Annotated in this window: 20 protein-coding genes; 12 read left to right on the forward strand and 8 right to left on the reverse strand. The window is 54.8% G+C overall.

What is annotated here, in order from left to right; all coding sequences use genetic code 11:
• The first annotated feature begins 217 nt into the window (after positions 1-217).
• From ACYVHB_RS13225 to ACYVHB_RS13235, 3 genes are read left to right on the forward strand one after another with little or no spacing between them, the layout of a single operon-like run.
• Positions 218-697 (forward strand): hypothetical protein, encoded by a 480-nt coding sequence (locus ACYVHB_RS13225; protein WP_461052217.1) that lies wholly within the window; start codon positions 218-220, stop codon positions 695-697.
• Positions 694-1,599, forward strand: coding sequence for a hypothetical protein (locus ACYVHB_RS13230; protein WP_461052218.1), 906 nt, complete (start codon positions 694-696; stop codon positions 1,597-1,599). The genes ACYVHB_RS13225 and ACYVHB_RS13230 overlap by 4 nt, the downstream gene beginning before the upstream one ends.
• 17 nt (positions 1,600-1,616) lie before the next feature.
• Positions 1,617-2,294 (forward strand): Crp/Fnr family transcriptional regulator, encoded by a 678-nt coding sequence (locus ACYVHB_RS13235; protein WP_461052219.1) that lies wholly within the window; start codon positions 1,617-1,619, stop codon positions 2,292-2,294.
• Here the strand turns inward: ACYVHB_RS13235 and ACYVHB_RS13240 are convergent.
• Positions 2,279-2,407 carry a hypothetical protein gene (locus ACYVHB_RS13240; RefSeq protein WP_461052220.1) on the reverse strand — a complete coding sequence of 43 codons (129 nt, stop codon included), beginning with the start codon at positions 2,405-2,407 and terminating at the stop codon, positions 2,279-2,281. The genes ACYVHB_RS13235 and ACYVHB_RS13240 overlap by 16 nt on opposite strands.
• A gap of 15 nt (positions 2,408-2,422) precedes the next feature.
• Here ACYVHB_RS13240 and ACYVHB_RS13245 point away from each other — a divergent pair, with 15 nt between their 5' ends.
• From ACYVHB_RS13245 to ACYVHB_RS13255, 3 genes are all read left to right on the forward strand, one after another.
• Positions 2,423-3,121 carry a response regulator transcription factor gene (locus ACYVHB_RS13245; protein ID WP_461052221.1) on the forward strand — a complete coding sequence of 233 codons (699 nt, stop codon included), beginning with the start codon at positions 2,423-2,425 and terminating at the stop codon, positions 3,119-3,121.
• 2 nt (positions 3,122-3,123) lie between these two features.
• The gene (locus tag ACYVHB_RS13250; RefSeq protein ID WP_461052222.1) at positions 3,124-4,587 is read left to right on the forward strand and encodes a sensor histidine kinase; all 1,464 of its coding nucleotides are present in this window, start codon (positions 3,124-3,126) and stop codon (positions 4,585-4,587) included.
• Positions 4,588-4,820: 233 nt separating this feature from the next.
• Positions 4,821-5,690, forward strand: a complete 870-nt coding sequence (locus ACYVHB_RS13255) for a carbohydrate-binding protein (RefSeq protein WP_461052223.1) — start codon at positions 4,821-4,823, stop codon at positions 5,688-5,690.
• A gap of 161 nt (positions 5,691-5,851) precedes the next feature.
• Here ACYVHB_RS13255 and ACYVHB_RS13260 read toward each other — a convergent pair whose 3' ends face one another.
• Positions 5,852-6,031, reverse strand: coding sequence for a cation:proton antiporter domain-containing protein (locus ACYVHB_RS13260; protein WP_461052224.1), 180 nt, complete (start codon positions 6,029-6,031; stop codon positions 5,852-5,854).
• A gap of 143 nt (positions 6,032-6,174) precedes the next feature.
• On the opposite strand from ACYVHB_RS13260, the gene ACYVHB_RS13265 reads away from it, so the two are divergent.
• Positions 6,175-6,780: a hypothetical protein gene (locus tag ACYVHB_RS13265; RefSeq protein ID WP_461052225.1), complete on the forward strand. Its 606-nt coding sequence runs from the start codon at positions 6,175-6,177 to the stop codon at positions 6,778-6,780.
• Between the two features lie 34 nt (positions 6,781-6,814).
• Here the strand turns inward: ACYVHB_RS13265 and ACYVHB_RS13270 are convergent, their stop codons facing one another.
• Positions 6,815-7,501, reverse strand: a complete 687-nt coding sequence (locus ACYVHB_RS13270; RefSeq protein ID WP_461052226.1) for a nitroreductase family protein — start codon at positions 7,499-7,501, stop codon at positions 6,815-6,817.
• 372 nt (positions 7,502-7,873) lie between these two features.
• On the opposite strand from ACYVHB_RS13270, the gene ACYVHB_RS13275 reads away from it, so the two are divergent.
• Positions 7,874-9,136, forward strand: a complete 1,263-nt coding sequence (locus ACYVHB_RS13275) for a PDDEXK-like family protein (RefSeq protein WP_461052227.1) — start codon at positions 7,874-7,876, stop codon at positions 9,134-9,136.
• A gap of 218 nt (positions 9,137-9,354) precedes the next feature.
• On the opposite strand, the gene ACYVHB_RS13280 is transcribed toward ACYVHB_RS13275, so the two are convergent.
• From ACYVHB_RS13280 to ACYVHB_RS13295, 4 genes are all read right to left on the reverse strand, one after another.
• A complete protein-coding gene (locus ACYVHB_RS13280) occupies positions 9,355-10,827 on the reverse strand; it encodes a TolC family protein (RefSeq protein ID WP_461052228.1) in 1,473 nt (490 codons plus the stop codon).
• Entirely contained in the window at positions 10,805-14,068 is a 3,264-nt protein-coding gene (locus ACYVHB_RS13285) for an efflux RND transporter permease subunit (RefSeq protein ID WP_461052229.1), read from the reverse strand. Before ACYVHB_RS13285 ends, ACYVHB_RS13280 begins: the two co-directional genes overlap by 23 nt.
• Before the next feature lie 10 nt (positions 14,069-14,078).
• Positions 14,079-15,215 (reverse strand): efflux RND transporter periplasmic adaptor subunit, encoded by a 1,137-nt coding sequence (locus tag ACYVHB_RS13290; protein ID WP_461052230.1) that lies wholly within the window; start codon positions 15,213-15,215, stop codon positions 14,079-14,081.
• A gap of 265 nt (positions 15,216-15,480) precedes the next feature.
• Complete coding sequence (locus ACYVHB_RS13295) at positions 15,481-17,190, reverse strand: tetratricopeptide repeat protein (protein WP_461052231.1); 1,710 nt, start codon at positions 17,188-17,190, stop codon at positions 15,481-15,483.
• Between the two features lie 388 nt (positions 17,191-17,578).
• On the opposite strand from ACYVHB_RS13295, the gene ACYVHB_RS13300 reads away from it, so the two are divergent.
• A complete protein-coding gene (locus ACYVHB_RS13300; protein WP_461052232.1) occupies positions 17,579-19,369 on the forward strand; it encodes a vanadium-dependent haloperoxidase in 1,791 nt (596 codons plus the stop codon).
• 335 nt (positions 19,370-19,704) lie between these two features.
• Here ACYVHB_RS13300 and ACYVHB_RS13305 read toward each other — a convergent pair whose 3' ends face one another.
• Positions 19,705-20,637, reverse strand: a complete 933-nt coding sequence (locus tag ACYVHB_RS13305) for a hypothetical protein (protein ID WP_461052233.1) — start codon at positions 20,635-20,637, stop codon at positions 19,705-19,707.
• 250 nt (positions 20,638-20,887) lie between these two features.
• Here ACYVHB_RS13305 and ACYVHB_RS13310 point away from each other — a divergent pair, with 250 nt between their 5' ends.
• The 3 genes from ACYVHB_RS13310 to ACYVHB_RS13320 all read left to right on the forward strand — a co-directional run bounded on the left by ACYVHB_RS13310 (position 20,888) and on the right by ACYVHB_RS13320 (position 23,371).
• The gene (locus tag ACYVHB_RS13310; protein ID WP_461052234.1) at positions 20,888-21,469 is read left to right on the forward strand and encodes a DUF308 domain-containing protein; all 582 of its coding nucleotides are present in this window, start codon (positions 20,888-20,890) and stop codon (positions 21,467-21,469) included.
• 124 nt (positions 21,470-21,593) lie between these two features.
• Positions 21,594-22,835, forward strand: a complete 1,242-nt coding sequence (locus tag ACYVHB_RS13315) for a sulfite oxidase (RefSeq protein WP_461052235.1) — start codon at positions 21,594-21,596, stop codon at positions 22,833-22,835.
• A gap of 32 nt (positions 22,836-22,867) precedes the next feature.
• Positions 22,868-23,371: a hypothetical protein gene (locus tag ACYVHB_RS13320; RefSeq protein ID WP_461052236.1), complete on the forward strand. Its 504-nt coding sequence runs from the start codon at positions 22,868-22,870 to the stop codon at positions 23,369-23,371.
• The last annotated feature ends 12 nt before the right edge of the window (positions 23,372-23,383 follow it).

Consider the following 23,383-nt stretch of genomic DNA (forward strand, 5'->3'; position numbering starts at 1 on the left):
GTGGGTTCGTAAATAGTTACGCCCCTTCCGGTAGCAACGTCTGTACGGGTCGGAGCAGGCCGCACGGACGTTGCCGGGGAGACAACCGGCTGCCTTCCTGAAATAGCATCAAAACGTGACCAGCGCGTGATACTTCCGTGATACCTGAGCGGGTACTTTGTGTCCGTAATCAAATCAATTACCCTCTAAATTAGCCGCTTCGGTGGTTCGACCTGACATGAATGCATGGACCAATGCTCGCAGTTTTCTTTTTGCCGCCCTGTTTGCCGTCGGCATGAGCGCCTGTAACAACGACGACGATGCCACCCCCCAAACGACTGATGGACCATCGGGTACGACAACGACCCTGCGAACGGGCGCCCTCACGGCCGAAAACGGCACCCCAACGGCGGGTACGGTGTCCACTGTCCGGGACGCCAACAACGTAGAATGGCTGAGCCTGGGTAGTGACTTCAAATCTGACTTCGGTACGGGAACGGTAACGGCCTATCTGGGGAAGACGGGCGCCAACATTAAATCGCAGCGGACTACGGCCACCGGTGCACCCAACGGGGCGGGTAATGTCCTGGCGGTTGGCTTCGTCACCAAAAATGGCCAGCAGTTTCTGCGGTTACCCGCGTCGCCAAGTCCGTTCTCATACGTCGTCATGTACTGCGAGACGGTTGAGATCAACTTTGGCAACGCCCAGTTGAGATGAGTTATCCGGCACACAACGCAACCCGGCCGGGCTTTGAGCAGCCCGGCCGGGTGCTGACCCGCAGGCTGCTGGTAGCCGGGCTGGTCATGCTGGTCAGCTTCGGCGGGCCGGACAATGCACGGGCCGGGGGGGGCTGGGTTAAGAAAAAACGGGGTTTTTACGGCAAAGTCAGCGTCAGTTCATTCCGGTCCAACCAGTACTACAGCCTGCTGGGTACGCTGAACGATCAGGGGGCGCAGTTCCGGCAAACGTCGGTCAACCTCTACGCCGAATACGGCCTGACCGACCGGCTGACGGTGATTCTCAACACGCCCCTGTTTCGGGCCAACCGCTTTACCAATACGGGCACGACATCGGGGTTCGGCGACGCGATGGTCGAGATGAAATACGGCCTGCTGACCAAAAAGATTCCGGTCGCCATCAGTATTGCGCCCAGTTTCCCAACGGGTAAAAGCCGGGCGTTGGTGGCGAACCGGGATGTGCCGGGCAACTTCATCAACCTGCCCATCGGCGACGGCGAACTCAATATCTGGACGCGGGCCTATGCGTCGTCGTCGCTGGGCAACAACACCTACGTGAGTATTGACGCGGGCTATAATTTCCGCACCCAGGGGTTCACCAATCAGTATACCTTCGGGGGCGAGATTGGACACCGCTTTGGCGAAAAACTATGGATCAACGGCACCCTGCGCCAATTCGCCACGGCGGGGACCCCCAACCCCAACAAAGGTTCCTTTGTGTATGGCGAAGGGCTGGAGTACGTTGGTTACTCGGTGGGGGCGGCTTATTCGGTCAGTCAGCAAATTAGCCTGACGGTTGATTATGCCAACCTGCTGGGTCGCCGTCAGAACGTGTATTCCGGGCCGATGGTCGGTGTCGGCCTGTCTGTTCAACTCAATTGATGCCAAACCTACCTGGTATGACACCTGCAATACACCAACCTGGCCTTGACCTGTTTCGTTTATTCGATACGCTGACCGATGCCGAACGGGAGCCGCTAAGTCGCAAATTAATCAGGATAAACCGGCCGAAGGGGGCTGTTCTATTGCTGGCCTCGTCGGCCTCGCCGGTTTTGTACCTGATTCATCGGGGGCAGGTAAAGTTATCGCGTTACGCACCCGATGGTCGGGAGCTTATTCTTGATATCAGACGAGCGGGTGAGGTAATCGGCGAACTGGCCCTGCTGGGCTGGTCCCAGCGCGATGAAGAAGTTGAAATTACCAGTCCCGCGCTGATCAGCACCCTGTCCGTCAGTGAATTAGTACCGCTACTGGCGACGAACGCCCGGTTCAGCGTTCAGGTGGCGCAGCTCATTGGTCGACAACTGAAGCGCATGCAATACCGCTACGAATCGCTTTGTTTTCAGGGGGCCGGTAGCCGGGTCCGGCAGTTCATCCGGGAGCAGGCCGACACATTTGGGCGCCGGATCGGCAATGAAGTCACCGTCGATATGACGCTCACCCACGAAGATATTGCCAAGCTCACCAGCACGTCGAGACAGTCAGTCACGGGCGAGCTGAGTGAATTGAAACGCCGACGGGTCATTACCTACAATCGAAACCATCTATTAATCCTTGATTATCAGGCATTAATTTGATTATATTGAGCCGGGGTACCGAACCACCGTGCCGACCCATCGGATTGCCGGACCACCGTCGCGTTGGTAACCAGCGTTACGCCCGACGATACCGCCCCTAACAACGGAGTCATTCCCCAACAACAGGCATGGAAAAGCGGGCTTTAGTGATCGAAGACGACGCCGACATTGCCAATCTGGTGGCGGTGAATCTGCGCGACATCAACATCCAGACCGACATCGTAGGCAACGGGGCCGACGGGCTGCGATACGCCACCACCCAGACCTACGACGTCATTATTTTAGACATCATGCTGCCGGGCCTGAACGGCATTGAAGTATGCCGACGGATGCGTGAACAGCGGGTGATGACCCCCGTGCTGATGCTCACTTCGCGTACCGAAGAGATTGACAAGGTATTAGCCATTGACCTCGGTGCCGATGATTACATCACCAAGCCGTTCGGCATCCGCGAACTGCTGTCGCGGGTGAAAGCCCGCCTGCGCCGGTTTGAGCGTCCCCAGGGACCGCCTTCGACCGTGTACACCCACGGCAGCCTGTCGCTGTCGGTGGACTTTCGCCAAGTAACCATCCACGGCAAACCCGTCGAACTCACGGCCAAAGAATTCGATCTGCTGGCCCTGTTCATGCGCAATCCGGGCCGGGCTTTCTCGCGCACCGAATTGCTCGACTTAGTGTGGGGCTACTCCTACCGGGGCTACGAACACACCGTCAATTCGCACATCAACCGGCTACGGATGAAGATTGAACCGCAACCGACCCGGCCCTGCTTTATTCTGACGGTCTGGGCCATTGGCTATAAATTCACCGACGAGCCGTTCTGTTAATCATGTTCCAGCGTCTTTCCTTAGGGGTTAAACTGTCCCTGCTTTTCGCGGCCCTGCTGGTGACCATCAGCGTCGTTGACGTGCTGAGCGTCACCAGCGCGTCGCGCCGGTACATCAACGAAGTGACCCAGCGGGCAAATCTGGACCTGGCCGCGTCGATTGCCAGAGAAATCCGCATCGACACCATCACCGGAAATGTGTCGGACGTGGGCCTGAATACCCTGTTCATGGCCGCCATGACCATCAACCCAAGCGTCAAGCTGTTCATCGTGGGCTTAGATGGTAAAATCATGGTGTCGTCGGCTACACCCGAAGCCACTAAACTGACGGCCGTGCCGGTTGCTCCGATTCGGGACCTGCTCAATGCCCGCCGACCGCTGCCGATCTACAACGACGACCCGCGCAATCCCGATGATCCCAAGATTTTTTCGGTGGCTCCGCTCACCCGGCCCGACGGTTCGCCCACGGCTTACCTCTACGTCACCATCGGCACCAGCGATCAGACCGATCTTTCATCGGTCAAACAAAGCTACATCCTCACTACGCTGCTACGCAGTCTGCTGCTGGTGGCCGGGGTGGTGCTGGTGGTTGGTCTGCTGCTGATTTTTGTACTCACCCGCAACGTCCGTAAACTGGCGGAGGGCGTTGAGCGCATCCGGCAGGGCGATCTGACCGCCCGGGTGCAGATCAGCACGGGGGATGAGATTGGTCAGTTGGGCACGGCTTTCAACGAGATGGCCACCCAGATCGAAACCGCCCTCGACACGCTGAGCCGCAACGACACCCTGCGCCGGGAATTGGTGGCCAACATCTCGCACGATCTGCGCACTCCGCTCGCGTCGATTGAGGGCTACACCGAAACCATTCTGCTGAAAGAGCATCTGCTTTCGACTTCGGAACGCGAAACGTACCTGCAAACGATTCTGAAAAACACGAAAAGCTTAGGCCGTCTGGTTACGGATCTGTTTGAACTCTCTAAACTCGAAGCCCGGCAAACGGACGTTCACATCGAGCCGTTCTCGATTACCGAACTGGTGCAGGACAACCTGCTCCGGTTCGAGCAACAGGCTATTCAGAAGGCTATCCACCTGTCGGGCGACCTGCCCCGCGACCTGCCCCTGGTCCAGGCTGACGTGTCGCTGATTGAGCGGGTCCTGCAGAATTTCATCGCGAACGCTATCCAATATACGCCCCAGCAGGGCCGGGTAAACGTGCGGGTGTACCAGAGCACGGCCGCCCACGTGCACGTCAGCGTGGCCGACACGGGCCGGGGCATCGCGGCCGACGATTTGCCCTATGTTTTCGACCGGTTCTACCGGAGTGGGGCGGTCCGCGAGAAATCGCGGCTGGGGCTGGGCTTGGCCATTGCCCACAAGATCGTTGAACTCCACGGCAGTACCATCGAGGTAGATAGCACACCCGACGTTGGCACCGCTTTCTCGTTTCAGCTGCCCGTTTATCAATGAAACCAGGTGGTTCCTGCTCCCTCCCCGAAAGAATCAAGGCCAGAAACCGCAGCTAATCATCCCTTAGCTCCAACACCTCGATGGCTTGTCCCGCCAGATTTTGCCCCTGTCCTGGCAAGACGTTACGGGCTTGGCGAACGCCATTAGAATCGGCACAAAGTCGATGTTATAGTTTCGTGATTATTCGTCTAACGAACTGTATTATGTTCGTGGGCAACTAACTGCATTGTTTTATGAAACAGACACGAGTATTTTCCCAACTGGCACTCACGGCCAGTTTGCTGTTGGCTTTAGCGGCCTGCCAGCAACAACCGGACGTTACGCCCGGCACCCCGTTCAGCGGAGCGCGGTCGGCGCTCAATCCGTCCATTTTCGTTAAAGCCATTAAGTTATCGACTAACCAGGTTATTGGTGGTAAGCGCTTTACGGCCACGGCGATTCTAAACCAGCCCGCCCCGGCAGGCGGTCAGGAGGTAACGTTTACGAAGAACTCAACCAACTCACCCCTGCTGGACTTGCCTAAATCGGCGGTCGTTCCCCAGGGCGACACATCGGTTACCGTAGTCATTCAAACCCTACCTGTTATCGGTACGCTGGTTGATATTCTTTTTGCCCGTCCAGCCCCGTTCTCCAGCAATTTGAGACCAATTACTATTCTGCCGCGTCCGGCTTCGGACCCCCGGCCCCCATTGCAGGTGCTGGAAGCCGAAAAAGCCCGGTTAAGGAATGCTGTTGTGGTGGATGCCGGAATCAATGAGGCCTTTTTTTCGGGTGGTGCTTACGCCAAGTACACAAAAGCGTCGGGTGGTACCATCACGTTTAACGTCTCATCCGCACAGGCCGGCGAAACGATTCTTATAGTTGATTACTCCCCGCTCACCACCAGCGACCCGGCCTTCCAGCTGTCGGTGGACGTAAACGGGACGAAGTATCCGATCACTTTCCCACCCCTCAGCCGCATCAGCACCACGTCCGACGGGATTAATACAACGGGCAACGCGTCGCTGCGGGTACCCTTGCAAGCTGGGTCAAACGTAATACGTCTGCTGACGACGGGGCAGGGTGGTCCTAATATCGATAAGCTGACTGTCGCTGTTCCGTAACCTTCCAACGGGTTTTTGTTAAAAAACTTCCCGGTAATCAATCAGTTTCGATTCAGTACAACAAGCCCGGGACCTCAATCCCGGGCTTGCGTTTGTTTAGCTGCTACGGTATTACTGCGTAGCAACTCCCCCCGTCACTGGTCGGCAATCCGGCAATCCGGTCACCCATCGGGATAGAGCCGCCGGATGAGCCGCTCCAGGGTCAGGCCCTGGCCGATCACCGAAAACAGGACCACTGCGTAGGTGATAGCAACGATAAACTCGTTGTGAGGCACCCCATCATTAATCGACAGGGCCATGGCAATCGACAGCCCACCCCGCAGACCACCCCAGGTCAGCATCAGGGGGCTTTATCGTCGAGGTCGAGCCAGCGCCGGGCCAGCGTGAACGGAATCAGGATGGCTAAATAACGCGCTACCAGCACGACAGGTGGTTATTGAAAAATAGGAATGACCTTTACACCCTGTTTCAACACCTTTCTGTCGTGAAAACAACCCTTATTTTGGCTATCTGCACTTTAGCAGCCCACATTTCTTTGGCCCAACCGACCACCCTGCCCGCCGATACGCTTCCGTTCCGCCAGATACCCGATTACCCCGCAACCTACACGGCCAAAACGATGCTCGTGAGGATGATCGACGGCCTAGGGTTCCGCTATTACTGGGCCACCGACGCACTGACTGCCCACGACCTTGCCCATAAACCCACCCCCGAAGCCCGCACCACCGAACACACCATTGACCATATTCTGGGCCTGACGACCATCATTGCCAATGCGGTCCAGAGAAAAGTCAACACCCGGTCGGACGATGAGACGTCGGCTCTGATGTTTGCCCAAAAGCAGCAGCTAACGCTCCGGAACCTGAAAACGGCGCGGGATTTACTGCTGATCCAAACCGACTCGGTATCCGATTACAAACTACTATTCGGCAACGGCAGCAAAACCGTCAGCTACCCCGTGTGGAACCTGATCAACGGTCCGCTCGAAGACGCACTCTGGCACGTTGGGCAGGTGGTGTCCTTTCGGCGGTCGTCAGGCAATCCGATTGATTCAAAGGTAAATGTGCTGACGGGAAAGGTAGGTGAGTAGCTGACAATGAGTTGTCTGAGTGCGTTCACGCCCCTCAGTACCAGACAGCTATATCGTCTAAAGGCTTGCGGGTCAGGGATGGTACGCGGGCATCGGGAGCCGGATAGCCAACGGGAATCAGCAGAAACGGGCGTTCGTTGGCGGGGCGGTTCAGCAGCGTGGCCAGAAAATTCATCGGGCTGGGGGTGTGGGTGAGGGCTACTAAGCCCGCGTGATGAATGGCTGCCAGCAGCAACCCACAGGCAATCCCGACCGATTCATTGACGTAATAGTTGGTGCGCTTCGTACCGTCGGGCAGCAGGTCGAAGGGTTTGCGGAAGACCACAATCAGGTAGGGAGCCGTTTCCAGAAACGGTTTTTGCCAGTCGGTGCCAAACGGTTTGAGGTCGTTGAGCCATTCGTCGTTCATGCGGCCCGCGTAGTTTTCCTGCTCTTCGGCTTCGGCCCCTTCGCGGATATGGCGTTTGATCACGGGGTCAGCCACAACGCAAAACGTCCAGGGTTGTTTGTGCGCCCCCGACGGCGCCGTACCAGCGGCCCACACGATCTGTTCGATGACTTCGCGGGGTACGTCCCGGTCCGAAAATTCGCGCACGGTTCGGCGGGTGTCGAGCCAGGCATAAAAAGCGCGGCTGCGGGTCAGCATCTCCTCCGCCGGGTAAGACGTGGGCGAATAACTCATAAAAGCAGGTTCGTCAACGGGTTCGATTGCTGGATTCATAGGGGTAAAGATAGGTGCATCCGACCACGCTACGATACGTGCAGGTCAGTGATAAGTCGTTGAAGAAAATCAAAAGCCCGCTGGACTCACTGATTTAAAGGTGTGTGGGGCGTTTCGGTATGATTACCGCACTGCGCATTTTTGTATTGTCAGTAACGGTTCAACGTCTAAGCAGCGCAATGCGTATTCTCTATTACCCAGACAAATAAGGACACGTCGAAAAAATTTAACACGCTTACTTTCAGGTGTTTAATAAATTATTGACCTGAATTTTGGTTTACAAAAACTCTCGTCTATTATTGCAAAAACGTACAAAACTTGCGTCTATTCAAGAGTTATGGGCAAGCCTAACAGACCGCAACAACATCGACAATGACAAACAATTTTACCATAGACCAAATCAGAGATGAAATAATAAAATTCAAAAACGACCCTGACTTTCAAAAGTTGGAGAATTTTTATTATTCAAAATCATTTTCAGAAATTTTGGGAGTAAGCAGACGAGAACTAAGTCACAGCGGTTTAGTTGCTTGGTTACTTGGGAATTTGGAAAGTCACAAATTGGGTGAATTTCCAATTAAAAAGTTTTTAGACATCATTTTAAAATTCAGCAATGACAACTTAAAAAGTAAACACAGCGACCTTTTCAATTCATTTGTTACAGAAGATTACTTAATTGAAAGGCTATTCATTAAGTCTGAATACGCAATTAAAAATGTTGGTAGGCTTGACATCTACATCGAATTGACACTTTTAATTGCAGGAAAAACAAAGAACATTAAGTTAGTAATTGAAAATAAAGTTGAAAGCAGAGAAAACAACGACCAAACGAATAGCTACTTTAATTTCTTTAACCCAACAGAAAATGATGACAATATTGTAATCTATGTTTACTTAACACCAATTTCTACACTTGAACTCATAGAATTGACTGAGCCAGAATGCAACTGTAAAGCGTTCATTCAAATTAATTATCAATCAATTGTTGACTACTTGATTGAACCTGCTTTAAATCAAAACATTTCCACTCGAACACAAAATATACTAACTGAATATTTAAAATCTTTAAGCCAGCCTTCAATAGACGAAGAAGCGGATGGACATAAACAAGAATTAATTATGGCACTTGGAAACGAAGAAAGAAAACTACTATCAAGTTTTTGGGAGAAAAACCAAAAATTAATTTTAGCATCGCTTTATGCAATCAGTTCTGACCCAGAACAAGAAAAAGACACAAGAGACAGCATACGAGAAGCACTTGATAGTTTATCTTCTGACAAAGACCGAAGCACATATAACATAAAATACAATGGTGTAGTATTTAAACGAAACTTTAAGAAATCTGACATTGGACTTCAAACAGTAAACTTGTTAAATTCGAAAGGCTTAATCGACCAGAACATTATCAATTATCTTAAAGAAGACAAAAGTTGTAGTTTTGTCCTACTGAAAAAGAAAGAAGACTTCACTGAAACGGAAATCAAATACAGAAAATACAAAACTAATGACGCACCCGAATTAATTTTCAACGAAGAAGAATTTTATGTGGCAAGAAATTGGGGAATTGGAAATATTCACAAACTCATAAATAAATTTACTGACAAATTCCCAGGACTTGAATACGAAACAAATTAGTAACGGACAAAGAAGCCCAGCCCATAACATGCGTTTGGCAAAAAAGCGGGTTCAGTAGTTAATTGAACATTCTACCTCGTATCAACTTTTGTGCTGGGTTGACAGTTTAGTGCTCCGAAATCCGCTTCTCCGCCAAGCGCCAAAACGTTAGCAGTAATTCGATCAACCCAGACGTGAATGTACTTGTGGGCAAACTGGCGAAGCAGCGGGCATCCCCATCACTCCCAGCCCCCCCCCAGCGCCCGGTACAGATCTGTTAGGGATAAAAACTGGGCCTGTTTGGTGTTAATCAGGGCCAGTTCGGCTTCTAGTACGCTCCGCTGGGCGGTAATCACCTCTAAGTAGGTGGCGTAACCACTGCGGAACAGATCATTGGAAATATTGACGGCGTTGGTCAGCGTCTGCACTTCTTCGGTCTGTAACTCGGCCACCTGCCGGTAGTTTTCTACCCCCCGCAAGTTCGTAGTTACTTCGCTGAAGCCGTTCACAATTGTTTGCCGGTAGCGGTAAAACACTTCGCGGCTCTGGGCTATCGAACCCTGGTAATTAGCCCGGATAAACCGCCGGTTGAATACCGGTGCAGACAGCCCGCCCAGCAACCCGGCCGCAACAGAAGCCGGGTTCACCAGCGTACCCAGCCGGAAGGAATTCATCCCTACGTAGCCCGTCAGGTTCAGGCTGGGCAGAAATTCCGCCCGCGTCACGTCCACGTCTATGTTGGCGGCCTGCAGGTCGAGTTCGGCCTGTTGGATGTCGGGTCGGCGGATGAGCATCCGGGCGGGCAGACCCGTCAGTACCTGACCGGGCAGGTCGCGGGTCTGGAGCGAACGGCCCCGCGCAATCGACTGCGGATAGCGGCCCAGTAGCCGGTTCAGTTCGTTTTCGGCTTCGATGATCTGCTGCCGCACCTGCCCCTGTCGGCTGCGGGTGTTGAGCAGTTGAGCGGCAAACTGCTGCACGGCGAGTTCCGTCACCCGACCGGCCTGCTTCTGAATCCGTACCAGGTCCAGCGCGTTCTGCTGGTAGGTAATGTTCTTCTGAATGATCTCCTGTTCGCCATCCAGGGCCAGCAGGCTGTAGTACTGCCGGGCAATCTCAGCTACTAATCCCGTTATCACGGCGTGACGACCTTTTTCGGACCCCAGCAGCCGCAGGTAAGCCGCCTTGCGCCGGTTGCGGAGCTTTCCCCAGATGTCGATCTCCCACGTACTGCGGGCACCCACGAAAAAGTCAGGGGTGGGGTTGGGAATGAGCAGATTACCCCGCACGTTGTCCGACAGGTTGGTGTCGAAGTTACCCACGCCGTTGAGCGTGTTGCGGCCGTAGCGATCCACGCCCGCTGAGGCTGCGAGATTCACCTGCGGGGCCAGAAAACCCCGGCTGTAGTCGAATGTGGCCCGCGCCTGCTCAATCCGCTGCGTGGCGATACGGAGGTCGAGGTTACCCGACAGGGCCGTGTCGATGAGGGTGACCAGGCTTTCGTCACCGAAGAAGGTACGCCAGTTCCGGGCCGCAATTCCAACCGAATCGGCGTTTCCGGCGAAAGAAACCGGCACGGGCCGGGCCGAAAGCGATTGGGGCGGGGGTGGTTGCAGTGATTTAATCGCCTGACAGCCAGTCAGCAGCGCTACGCCCGGCAGCAGCAACAGCGCGGATTTACGAAAAATACTATGCATGAAGGGTACGTCCATTGACGGGCTGTTGAGTGGGTGATGCGCCAGATTCCGCGGGCCGGGCTGGTATAGTCTCATCCGATGGCCCGTCCGGTACGCCGGAGCGGCCCGGCGAAGCGTCGCCCGGCCTTGGTTTGGAACCGAAGCGTTCGCCGAGTTTGGTGAAGAAAACAAACAGGCCGGGAATCAGGATGAGGCCAAAGACGGTGCCGGTGAACATCCCCCCGGCCGCAGCCGCGCCGATGGAACGGTTTCCCAAAGCTCCGGCTCCCGACGCGATGCAGAGCGGAATCAGACCCGCGATGAAGGCAAACGAAGTCATCAGAATAGGTCGCAGCCGCGAAACGGCCCCCTCGATGGCGGCTTCCACCACCGGCAGACCTTCTTTGTACCGCTGGTTGGCAAACTCCACGATCAGAATCGCGTTTTTGCCCAGCAGCCCGATGAGCATCACCAGTGCCACCTGCGCGTAAATGTTGTTTTGCAGACCCATTAACTGTAGCAGCGCGAACGACCCGAATATGCCCGTCGGCAGGGAGAGCAGTACCGACAGCGGCAGCAACAAACTCTCGTACTGCGCCATCAGCAGAATATAGACGAATACCAGACAGATCGCGAAGATGTACAGGGCCTGATCGCCCGACAGAATCTCCTCCCGCGTCATGCCCGACCATTCGTAGCCGAAGCCTTTGGGCAGCTCTTCGGCGGCCACTTCCTGAATGGCTTTAATGGCGTCGCCACTGCTGTAGCCGGGGGCGGCATCGCCGTTAATCATCGCCGAGGTGTACATGTTGTAGCGGGTCAACTGCTCGGGGCCATACACGCGCTCCAGCCTGACGAAGTTGGCGTAGGGCACCATTTCGCCCTGGTCGTTTTTGACCCGCATCGTCAGCAGATCGTCGGGTTTGGTGCGGTAGCTGGGGTCGGCCTGCACCATAACCTTATACATCTGGCCGAAGCGGATGAAGTTCGACGCGTAGTAGCTGCCCATCAGCGTTTGCAGGCCGCTCATGGCGTTGTCGATGGAAACGCCTTCCTGGGCCGCTCTTTCCTGATCGACGTGCAACAGGTACTGCGGAAAACTGGGATCAAAGCTGGTGAAGGCATCCCCGATTTCGGGCCGTTTTTTCAGGGCCGCCATAAATCCCTGAGCCGCTTTGGCCGTTTGGGTCAGATCGCCACTTTTGCCCCGGTCCAGCAACCGCAGTTCAAACCCAGCCGCATTACCGAAGCCCGGCACGGTGGGGGGCGGAAAAAACTGGATGGTGGCATCGTCGATGTGGCCCGCTTTTTCCTGGAGCCGGGCCATCAGCGCGTCGATGGACTCGTGCCGCTCGTCCCAGGGTTTGAGGTTAATCATACCCATGCCGTAGGATGCCCCCGCCCCGTCGGTCAGCAGGCTGTAGCCCGCCAGCGTCGACACGTTTTCGACCGATTCTTCCTCCGAAGCCACCGCTTCAATCGCGTCCAGTACCGTTTCCGTCCGCGAAACGGTAGCCCCCGGCGGGGTAGTTACGCTGACGTAGATCATGCCCTGATCTTCGGTCGGGATGAAGCCTCCCGGCAGCAGCATCGCCAGTCCCCACGTACCCACCATAAAGGCCAGCAGCAGCCCCCAGGTCACGACTCCGCGATTAACAATCCGGCGCAGTATTCCACTGTAGCGGCTGGCCACGGCTTCGTACCCCCGGTTGAAGCGGGCGAAAAACCGGCCCAGCAACCCTTTTTTCTGGCCGTGCATGGGGCGGAGCAAAATGGCGCAAAGGGCCGGGGTGAGCGTCAGTGCGTTGACCCCCGAAATGACAATGGCAATGGCCAGCGTGAGCGAAAACTGCCGGTAGAAAATGCCCACTGGCCCCGACATGAACGCGACGGGGATAAACACCGCCGACATCACCAGCGTGATCGAGACGATGGCCCCGGCAATGTCGCTCATGGCGGCAAACGTGGCTTCGCGGGGTGACATGTGGCCCAACTCGCCCCTGTCCTCTTCCATCTTGGCGTGAACGGCTTCGACCACCACGATGGCGTTATCGACCACGATGCCGATGGCCAGCACCAGCGCGAAGAGCGTGAGCAGGTTGATCGAAAAACCAATCATACTCATGAATGCGAACGTACCCACCAACGATACCGGCACGGCCAGCGCACAAATCAGCGTGGACCGCCAGTCCTGTAAAAACAGAAACACAATCAGGAATACCAGTACGAAAGCCTCGAGCAGCGTGTGCAGCACTTCATCAATGGAAGCGTCCAGGAAACGGGATACGTCGTAGGCGTAGTTGAAGGTCATACCCGGTGGAAAGGCGCTTTCTTTCAGTTCGGCCATGCGCGTTTTCACGTTGGCAATAACCTCGCGGGCGTTGGAGCCGGGCCGCTGCTTGAGCATGATAGCCGCCGAGGGTCGCCCGTCGGTTTTGGACAATACGCCGTAATCCTGCGAACCGAATTCGATGTCGGCTACGTCTTTCAGGCGCAGTAACGAACCGTCGGGGTTGGCCCGCAGCACTAAGTTTTCGTACTGCTTCGGCTCAAAAAACTTCCCCGTGTAGCGCAGCACGTATTGCAGCGTCTGCGGGTCGCGGTCGGCGCTTTCGCCCGCTTTGCCGGGTGCGGCTTCCACGTTCTGCTTGCGGATGGCGGCCACCACGTCGGCCGCCGATACCTCATAAACGGTCATGCGGTCGGGCTTGAGCCAGACGCGCATGGCGTAATCCCGGCTCCCCATGATGGCGGCAAAACCTACGCCGTCGATGCGCTTCAACTCGGCCAGCACGTTGATGTCGGCGAAGTTATAGATGAATTTTTCGTCCACCGTGGGGTCGTCGCTGACGATGTTGAGGTAGAGCAGCATACTGTTTACCTCTTTTTCGGTCACGACCCCGGCTTTGATCACCTCTTCGGGCAGTTCGTCGAGCACGGTCGTCACGCGGTTCTGCACGTTCACAGCGGCTAAGTCGGGGTCGGTGCCGACCTGAAAAAAGACGGTGATGAGCGTGGTGCCGTCGTTCCCCGAAATAGAAGTCATGTAGGTCATGCCCGGCACGCCGTTGATGGCCCGTTCGAGGGGCGTGGCAACCGCTTTCACGCACACGTCGGCACTCGCCCCGGTATAGTTCGTCGTTACCGTGACGGACGGCGGCACGATGTCGGGGAACTGCGTAACGGGCAGACCTGTCAGGGCCAGCACCCCCAGCAGCACAATCATGACCGAGATGGCGGTAGACAGCAGTGGGCGTTTGATGAAGGTGTTGAACATAGCGTTGTGGTTATTGGGCGGATGCGAACAAGGCTTTTAGCTGATCGGCGGGCAGGGGCTGGGGCGTAATGGCCATGCCGTCGCGGAGTTGCTGAATGCCTTCGTACACCACGCGGTCGCCGGGTTTCAGACCCGATTTGACGACGTAAAACTGATCGACCCGACTGCTCGGCACGAACGAGCAGGTACGGACCTTGTTGCCACCGTCCACGACGTACACAAAGTTTTTGTCCTGCACCTCGAACACGGCCTTTTGCGGCACCAGTATTGCATCGTCAACGTCGGTCGTCAGCCGGATTTTACCCGTCGCGCCGTGGCGCAGCAGCCGGTCGGGGTTGGGGAAGGTGGCCCGGAAGGCAATGGTGCCGGAGGTGCCTTCGAACACAGTTTCGGTGGTTTCGATTTTACCCTTCTGAGGATAGTGTGAATCGTCGGCCAGCAACAGATCCACTTCCCGAACAACGGTCTTGTTGGGGTCGCGCCGTTTTTTGATGAACGCCAGGTATTCCCGCTCCGAGACGTTGAAGTAGGCATACATCCGGCTCAGGTCGGAGATGGTCGTCAGCAGGGTACCTTCCTCAATCAGACTGCCCCGTTTGAACGGGAGCCGGTTGATGACCCCATCGAAGGGGGCGCGGATGCTGGTCAGCGACACTAATAGCCGGGCGTTGCTGAGCGCGGCTTTGGCCTGGTCGATGGTGGCCCGTGCCGTGGCCATCTTCGCGCGGGACAGTTTCAGTTCGGAGGGGGAGATCACGTTTTTGTCCACTAATAGTTTCACCCGGCTCATTTCCACGGCGGCCGACTGTTCCTGCGCGGTGGCGCTTTCCAGACTGGCCCGTGCTTCGGCAATTTTCACCTGGTATTCGGCCGGGTTGAGTTGAAACAGCAACTGGCCTTTACGTACGGACTGCCCTTCGTCCACGAGCATTTTGTCTAAGTACCCCGCCACGCGGGCGCGGACTTCCACGTTCTGTACCGCTTCAATCTGGCTGGCGTAATCCCGGTCGAGGGTGGCGTCCTGCTGGGTGAGTTGGATAACGGGTACGGCCGGTTTGCCGACTTCTTTTTTGGTCTCGCTCTTAGCCGTGCAGCCGACCAGCCAGGCCCCCGCGATAAGTACGTGTAGATTCCGATAAATTTTCATAAAAGGCCTGTTGATGGCAGATAAAAGTGGTATGAACGACCGTGTGACGATTCCCTGAACTGTCCGCAAATAGCACGTGACGGTTAAACGACCGCTTAGAGACTACTTAGAATTTGCTTAGAATTGAGTCGTTACGCCTGAAATGGGGAGTATGCAGTGCTCCATTTCTGACGCAACGACTCAGTAGTGGTCGTGATACACAATACCGCTACCAGAGATCGTTGCTCCGGTAGCGGTCGGGTCATGTTCAACTGTGAAAAAAGGACTATTGGTCGTCGGTGTCGGGGGCGGCAATCTTGGCTAAATCTTTGTTTTCCGGGAAGAGCGCCAGCCCTTTTTTGAGCCACTCACTGCGGGCGTTCTGATCTTTGGTCACTAATTCGTGGTACGAAATCAGGTATTTAAGCCCCAGTATGAGGTCTTTTTTGTACCGGTTTCGTTCTTCTTCTTTGTCCACCACCATCGAAATGAACTGCTCGAAGTAGGGCTTGGCCTTGCCGTTGCGTACGGCCTGTTCGGGCGTGTAGGCGTAGTAGTTGGCTTTGGCCCGGTACAGCACCGTGGGCGCGTATTCCGGCGAGCCTGTCTGCGCCAGGGCCAGCGCCGAGTCGGCCAGGGCAAAGCGGGTAGTATCGCGCACCAACTTACCGAGACTGTCGCGTCCGAAGCCGAGGGTGTAGTTGCTCATGCCGTAGCGGAACAAATCCTGCACGTCGGCCTTGAAGCCGTGTTTAGCGGCCGAATCGAGCGTGGCTACGGCCTGCGGGTGCTTTTTGGCCCGGTAGTAGTATTTGGCAATGTCGCCGTAAAGGTTGTCCGTCGTGTCGAAGGGCGCAGCTTTTTCGAGGTACGCAACGCCGACGGAGTCATTGATGGCCTTGAGCGAATCGCTGCCGGGGTTTTCAATACCCAGATACGCCTGACCCAAGTACTTATAATCGTCGTACATGACCTTGTCGGGCGCTTTGTCTATGAACATGTTGATGTTCTCGATGGCCTTCTGCGGTTGTTTCAGCGACGAATAGGCCCAGCCCTGAATCCGGTAGACAATCGGGTTCTGCGCCAGCGCGGTGCGGTTGCTGTCGATCAGGTTCACGGCCCGCTGGTAGTCTTTGGCTAAGAAGTGGAACTGCGCCTGCCGCAGCAGCGTCTCCTGCCGGTTGTCTTTCGACACATTCACGTACTTGTCTTCGTAGCTGGCGGCTTCTTTGTAGCGGTTTACCAGAAAGTATAATTCGGCCAACTGATGGTAAGCCGGGGCGTAGTTGGGGTTGGCATCAATGGCTTTTTTGTAATTCTCCACGGCTAAGTTCAGGTTACGCCCCTGCCAGTAAATATCACCAATGCGCTGATACACCCGCGACGGGTTCATACCCAGCTCAATCGCACTTTCGTAACGCGATACGGCCGTACCCGCGTCTTTGTTGAGGTAATAGGCGTCGCCGAGGGCTAACTGAGTAGCTGCGCTTTTTTTGTCGCGTTCCACGGCCCGGTTCAGGTAATCGATGGCCTTGGCCGGGTTGACCACCTTCGGGTAAATGGGTTTGATGGAGCCGTCGCCCGGTGTCAGGTAGCCGGTGTAAGCCTCACCGATCCGGTACAGAATATCGGCATTTTTGCCCTTACTCTTTTTGACGACCTCGGCTAATTTCGGTTCCGCATTGGCCGCGTTGTTTTGCACTAAATACGTGAGGGCAATGCCAGTTTCGTTGAGTGGCACCCGCTTTTCGTCCATCGAAACTCCTTTTTCAAACCAGATGCGGGCCGAATCGGGCTTACCGGCCCGGAGGTAGCCGTAACCCGCGTCGAAGTTCGCCTGCATCGACGGGTTCTGTTGGGCATTGCGGCTCAGCAGTTGGGTAGCCTCGTCGAAGCGACCGACGCTCATCAGCGTAGTTGCATCAGGGGCGGGGGTCTGCGCCAGCGCCGTACCGGTCAGTCCCGAAAGAAGTACTATAGTTAGTTGCGTTTTCATGCTGTGTTGGGGTTTAGCTTCGCCAGCGCGGTAGAAAATGGTGGGGAAGCACTGCAAATTGCCGCGCAGACCTGAGAGAGGGCTTAAGAACAGCTTAGAATTAGCTTAGAAGCCGCTTACTGTCTCCCCAACATCTTCTTAAACAAATCAAGGTTTAGTGCTGCTTTCCTACCCTAATCAACTACAAAAACAGGGTCTTCTCTAATAGGAGGCACTATTTACCACTACCTATAAACCGTATTTATACCCCGAAAACATGGGGATAAATACGCTATTTTGGCAACGTTGCGCTGCGTTAGTTTGCTACATAATTATCTGATTATCAATAACTAAAAATTCGACTGAGTCTTTCTTACTCCATCATTTTAATCAAATTCCCGAAACCCTTATGAAAAATCGCCGAATTGCCGCCCACCAGCTACGGTACGAAGCCGCCGATGTAGCTTACAATCGTCCACATGGTTATCAACGCTCCAACGGTGAAGAGAACCGGTATCGGATTGGCGTGACTCCCAACTTTCCGTCGTACATCGCAGCCTTCACCAAAGGGTTCGAGCATGACGCGAATGGTTTCATGGTGAATCCCCAGAATGAAGACTATCAATGTTTCATTCGGGCTTGCGACGTGGGTGATCTAACGTCTATTCAGGCGCTGAATTTGAATCAAAACGTTGCCTGGCAATCCCAGCTCGCTACGGCCGCCGTGGCCAAAGTGCGGGGCTGGGAAAGCATGGGAGCTGGTCTGACGTATGACTTGGAAGGCCCCGATGCCCAATCGCTTACTATTCCACCCGCCCCGATGTTAGACAGCGAGGAACTGATTGCCGAAATGGCCGAGCTATACTGGATGGCTTTACTACGGGATGTTGAGTTCAAGTCGTTCGACAGCAATTCTCAGGTAGCCGATGCCGTGGCTGACCTCAATAGTCTCAACTGGTTCAAAAACAAGAGCAATTACGGTCTTCATCCGTACCAGGCGGCTCGCAAACGGGGGTATTTCACTGACAGCGAAACCGAGGCTTTTTCGACCAAGAACGTCTTCCGGGGCAACGTAAAGGGCGACGACATTGGCCCTTACATTTCGCAGTTCCTGTACGTCGGCAACAAATCGCTGGGCACAAGTAGTGCTTCGTTCGGCGATAACCAGGGGCTAATCACTTACGGCTCAACGGTTATTGATCAACGGGTACGAATTGCCAAACAGTCAGTCGATTATATGACCACCTGGAAGCAGTGGCTCGATGTGCAGAACGGAGCTAATCTTCGTGGTCTGGAGGAGTACGAAGATACTGACACGGGAAATAATATCAACCGGGAAAAAGGGTATCGGTTTATCTGTACTCCGCGCGATTTAAGCACCTGGGTTCACTACGACGCGCTGCACCAAGCCTATTTTAACGCCTGCCTGATTCTGCTGGGCATCAACGCCCCGGTTGATCCGGGTATGCCCTTCCGGTTGCCCGACAGTGTGGACAAGCAAACTGGGTTTGCTCAGTTTGGCGGCCCCCACATTCTGAATTTAGTGTCTGAAGTGGCTACCCGTGCGCTGAAGGCGGTTCGCTTTCAGAAGTACAATGTTCACCGTCGTGCCCGCCCGGAAGTGGTAGGCGGATGGATTCATCGGTACGCCACCGGCCAGACGGCCAATCTGGAGATTATGGAGAATCCGACCACTATTTTGACGTCGCTTAATCTCTGGCCCCTACTGTCAGCCCACAATCAGGCGCAAAACTTAAATCCAGACCGCAGCGGAGATGCCCCGGCCGGGACGGCGTCGTATCTTTTGCCCATGCCCTTCGCCGAGGGGTCGCCTATGCACCCCTCCTACGGCTCCGGCCATGCTACGGTGGCGGGCGCGTGTGTCACGATTTTAAAAGCGTTTTTCGATGAGGGCTACGTACTGCCGTTTGCCTACGAGCCTGCCAACAAGGGCAAAAATCTGAAATCAAACCCGGACTTTGTCAACAAACTGACCGTTGAGAACGAACTTAATAAACTGGCGGCCAACGTTGCTTTTGGCCGCGACTGGTCCGGGGTGCATTACTGGTCGGACCAGATCGAGTCGTTGCGGCTGGGCGAGCAGATTGCGCTCGGCATTCTGGAAGAACAGAAAATGCAGTATGGGGAAAACTTCTCGATGAACGTGCCGCTCTTCGACGGGACAAGCGTCAGAATTTAGGTTTCCATAACTGACTAAGCATAAAACCGGCGTGGGGTATCACCCGCGCCGGTTTTATGCTTAATACAATTCCCGTCAGTCGGGTAACCATTCGGCGTGGTAACCTGCCTGATGCACCGCCTTCATTACCAGATCGGCGATGCGATTATCCGTGGTTTGCACCGTCAGCCGGTTATCCGGGGTATTTCTGTCCACGTTCCAGCCGTCTACCTGTTAAATACCGTTCAGGTTAAGCGTTACGGCGGCTACGTCGTCAGGAGTCGCGATGTTCGTTGTAAAATTCAGCGTTTTTATGACTTTGTCAAGTTCGTATTATCGGTCGGCCGCCGGTGGCATCAGAAAAACAGGAAGCTGTCCCGGAGCCGGAATTCGGTGGCCCCCAAGTACGCATTTTTAGTGTAGACCGACGCCCGGTAAACGCCGGGCTTAATGGGGCTGGCCGGGTTGATGGTGAAGGAAATGCGCTGCGGAGACTGGCCAAATTTCACGTTCTGCACGGCGTGGACCGAAATCTCCTCGTTCAAACCGGGCCGGTTAATAGTCGCGGTACGGAGCGCGGGCATCATCCCGTTGCGCTGCTCATCGGTCAGGCTGAGGTAAACCTCCTGCTCACCAGTCAGGCCCAGTTCGGCGGGTACGTTAAATGAAACCAGCAGGGCGTCTACTTTTTTAGCTTTGGCCGTCTCTTTCCGGTTTCCCTTGCTGGTTTCGACCCGGAATCCGTCGCCGGTGAGTGCCGAGCGCGGCACCATCGTCAGCAGTTTGGCGCTGTTTTCTGCCCCCTGTGCGGTGAGTTGCTGCTGAAGTTCCGTGTTGCGGCCCGCCAGCGACTGATTCTCGCTCGTTTGCCGGTCGATCTTGTCGCGGGTGGCGTCCAACTGGGCCGTCATACTATCGCGGGCGACGCGCAGCCGGGCCACATCGGCCGTCAGGGTACTTACGGACCGGGTCTGTCCGGCGCTGCTCCGGCGCAGGGTAACCAATTGGTTTTCGCGCTGAGTCAGCAACAGATTGACGTCCGCCAGCCGCTGGTTGGTCGACGTGTTATCTTCTTCGGCCGTTGTGAGTTTGGTCGACAAGCTGCGAATGTCGGTTTCGAGCTGGAGCCGCACCGACAGCAGCGAATCGGCCCGGCGTTCGGACCGGTCGTTCTGGCGGGTAAGGGCTTTGTTGCCGTTCCAGAAATAGATACCACCCGCCAGCAGTAGGGCCGACAGCCCACCAAGCAACCAGGTGAGCGGGCTTGTTTTTTGTTCGTAGTCTTCCATGTTTGTGTTATCTAAAGGGTTTATGTTTCCTGTTCTCCTGAGACAAACCTCGTTCTCAAGTCTAACAGACTGCTTAGGGATTACTTAGAATTTACTTAGAAAGTAGTTGCCGGTTAATCCAATTGCCTGATTCAGCGTTTACCCGTCCGGCTACAGCATCGAATCGCCCATAACCAATTGTGATGGTAACGATTGTTACGTAAACTACTCTGGGTGAGTTGAATAAACGTACACGTAACTTGTTCAACCTATGGACATACTCGCCCAAAAACAGAACCAGCCCTGGTGGTTAAGGTATATTCATAACGCCTGTTATGGCCTGATGGGCGTTGTTCTGCTCGTTAACCCCACGCAGGCATCCATGCTTCATGAGGCTCTGCGGGGTAGCCTTTTAGGGCTGGCTGGACTCGCCACCGCGCTATTTGGTATCCGCCGACATCAGTACGGTGAACGCGATAACTACTGGTTCATTTTGTCCAGTATTCGCGACATGCTGTTTGGCATAGCCCTACTGATTATCGTGGGCGATTCGCTGCGAACGATGGTCAACCTACTGGGGCTGTGGGCCATTATCTATGCTTTTTTGCAGGCCATTGAAGCCAATTTCTATTTTCTGGGCACCCGCTCCATTGAAGCCAAAGTTTACTGGGTAGAATTGATTCACTTCTTCTGTGTGCTGGTGGCGGGTGGTTTTGCCTATACACTGGTTATGCGGCCGGAGGGCCTGGTTGCTTCCATGGGGTTTGTCGGTTTATTTCTGATAGGGCTGGGTATTCTTCAGTGCGTGCTGACTTGGCGACTAAAGAACATGGTGTCTGTGTATACGGAATAAGCCCACGTCGGTCTGACCCTGACGCTATTTCTGATTGGGGTGGGGTTATCAGATAAAGTGAAACCAGTCAACAATCCCCAACGAATTATCGGGTAAATTGCCCATTTCTTCTGCTTCATTGTGTATGAAAAACCAATCAGTTTCTTCATCCCTGTTTAATCGCCGGGGCTTTCTAAAGACAGGCTCACTGGCCACGCTAACTACATTGTTGGGAACCGACATCGTTTTTGCCGACCGGATGCCCCCGAATTATCTGCCCCTGGCGTTTGGTGTTGATCCAATGGCGGACAAAAACAAAAACCTGGTGGTGCTCAACGATAAACCCTGGAACGTCGAAACGCCCGCCCACCTGCTGGACGATGCCGTTACGCCCGCCGATAAAATGTTTATCCGTAACAACGGCCAGATTCCCGAAAAAATCGACCTTGCCAACTGGAAACTCACCATCAATGGGGAATCGGTGAAAGCACCAAAGACCTACTCGTTAACCGAACTGAAAACGAACTTTAAACCCTATACATACCAGTTGGTACTGGAATGCGGAGGTAATGGCCGGGCGGGTTATTTCCCCAAAACGGCGGGCAATCAGTGGACCGAAGGGGGCGTTAGCTGTGCCGAGTGGACGGGCGTTCGTCTGAAAGATATTCTGGCTGATGTGGGCATAACGGACACGGCTGTTTATATCGGCTACTACGGTCAGGACCTGCACCTGAGTGGCGATCCTAACCAGCCGGTTATCTCGCGGGGTGTACCCATTCGTAAAGCCCTCGAAGACGAAACCCTGGTGGCCTGGTCGATGAACGGCAAAGATATTCCGCTGGTACATGGTTATCCGTTACGCTTAGTTATTGGTGGCTGGCCCGCATCGACATCGGGGAAGTGGCTGCATACGATTGCCATCCGCAACAAAGTTCACGACGGAGCCAAGATGACCGGCAAGAGCTACCGCGTACCTATCCATCCGGTTGTGCCGGGTGTCGATCCCCCCGACAGTGCCTTTAAAATCATCGAGTCGATGCCGGTTAAATCGGTCATTACGTTCCCAAAAACGGGCCTGGAACTGCCAATGGGTAAACCGTTGGTGTTACGTGGTCAAGCCTGGGCGGGCGACCGGGCGGTGAAAGACCTGCACGTATCGACCGACTTTGGCGCAACCTGGCAGAAAGCAGAGGTACAGGCGCCCAAAAATCGACTGGCCTGGCAACAGTGGACAGCGGAGGTAAAACTACCCATTCAGGGCTATTATGAGGTATGGGCACGAGCCACCGACGATGCGGGCGTGTCGCAGCCGATGGTAATGCCGCAGTGGAATCCCGAAGGCTATGTTAACAATGCCTGCCACCGGATTGCGGTTAAAGTGGTATGAGCGGGGAAAGAAAAGGAGTAAACAAGCGAACGATGATTACTATACGGACAATAAAATACAGGTTGCTGGTGGGTAGTCTGTGCATCTGGCTGTTGTGTGCCTGGGTAGCCCGGCAACAGCCCACACCCATCAGAAAAGCACCGGCAAAGGCCCATTCGTCAGTCGTGCGTCGCCCGACGATAAAGAAGACTGGGCTGGTGAAACCCGTCGCCACCGTACCGGCAGCAACCACAATGGTCAATGTTGAGGGCGTTCGGGTTGATGCCGAATCGGGGTTGACCCTCGACGCAACGATGCCAATTGTGAAAGGGCAGTGTACGGCATGCCATTCAAGCAAATTGATTCTGCAAAGCCACTTCGACCGCGAGAAATGGATTGAGCGGATTCGGTGGATGCAACGCACCCAGAAGCTCTGGGATCTGGGCGATACAGAAAAGCCGATTCTGGATTATCTAACCAAATACTACGGGCCAGTTGAAACACCATTCGATGGTCGCCGGTTGCCACTGTCAGCCCAAACCTGGCACGAGTCCTAAATTACACGTCAG

The sequence above is a fragment of the Spirosoma arcticum genome (assembly GCF_054779955.1).

Bases quoted from the DNA above. Each gene is read 5' to 3' on its own strand.
- ACYVHB_RS13250 (WP_461052222.1), top strand. From the start codon at position 3,124: ATGTTCCAGCGTCTTTCCTTAGGGGTTAAACTGTCCCTGCTTTTCGCG.
- ACYVHB_RS13315 (WP_461052235.1), top strand. From the start codon at position 21,594: ATGAAAAACCAATCAGTTTCTTCATCCCTGTTTAATCGCCGGGGCTTT.
- ACYVHB_RS13245 (WP_461052221.1), top strand. From the start codon at position 2,423: ATGGAAAAGCGGGCTTTAGTGATCGAAGACGACGCCGACATTGCCAAT.
- ACYVHB_RS13305 (WP_461052233.1), bottom strand. From the start codon at position 20,637: ATGGAAGACTACGAACAAAAAACAAGCCCGCTCACCTGGTTGCTTGGT.
- ACYVHB_RS13260 (WP_461052224.1), bottom strand. From the start codon at position 6,031: ATGCTGACCTGGGGTGGTCTGCGGGGTGGGCTGTCGATTGCCATGGCC.
- ACYVHB_RS13295 (WP_461052231.1), bottom strand. From the start codon at position 17,190: ATGAAAACGCAACTAACTATAGTACTTCTTTCGGGACTGACCGGTACG.
- ACYVHB_RS13280 (WP_461052228.1), bottom strand. From the start codon at position 10,827: ATGGACGTACCCTTCATGCATAGTATTTTTCGTAAATCCGCGCTGTTG.
- ACYVHB_RS13310 (WP_461052234.1), top strand. From the start codon at position 20,888: ATGGACATACTCGCCCAAAAACAGAACCAGCCCTGGTGGTTAAGGTAT.
- ACYVHB_RS13235 (WP_461052219.1), top strand. From the start codon at position 1,617: ATGACACCTGCAATACACCAACCTGGCCTTGACCTGTTTCGTTTATTC.
- ACYVHB_RS13225 (WP_461052217.1), top strand. From the start codon at position 218: ATGAATGCATGGACCAATGCTCGCAGTTTTCTTTTTGCCGCCCTGTTT.
- ACYVHB_RS13300 (WP_461052232.1), top strand. From the start codon at position 17,579: ATGAAAAATCGCCGAATTGCCGCCCACCAGCTACGGTACGAAGCCGCC.
- ACYVHB_RS13270 (WP_461052226.1), bottom strand. From the start codon at position 7,501: ATGAATCCAGCAATCGAACCCGTTGACGAACCTGCTTTTATGAGTTAT.
- ACYVHB_RS13320 (WP_461052236.1), top strand. From the start codon at position 22,868: ATGATTACTATACGGACAATAAAATACAGGTTGCTGGTGGGTAGTCTG.
- ACYVHB_RS13230 (WP_461052218.1), top strand. From the start codon at position 694: ATGAGTTATCCGGCACACAACGCAACCCGGCCGGGCTTTGAGCAGCCC.
- ACYVHB_RS13285 (WP_461052229.1), bottom strand. From the start codon at position 14,068: ATGTTCAACACCTTCATCAAACGCCCACTGCTGTCTACCGCCATCTCG.
- ACYVHB_RS13290 (WP_461052230.1), bottom strand. From the start codon at position 15,215: ATGAAAATTTATCGGAATCTACACGTACTTATCGCGGGGGCCTGGCTG.
- ACYVHB_RS13275 (WP_461052227.1), top strand. From the start codon at position 7,874: ATGACAAACAATTTTACCATAGACCAAATCAGAGATGAAATAATAAAA.
- ACYVHB_RS13240 (WP_461052220.1), bottom strand. From the start codon at position 2,407: ATGACTCCGTTGTTAGGGGCGGTATCGTCGGGCGTAACGCTGGTTACC.
- ACYVHB_RS13255 (WP_461052223.1), top strand. From the start codon at position 4,821: ATGAAACAGACACGAGTATTTTCCCAACTGGCACTCACGGCCAGTTTG.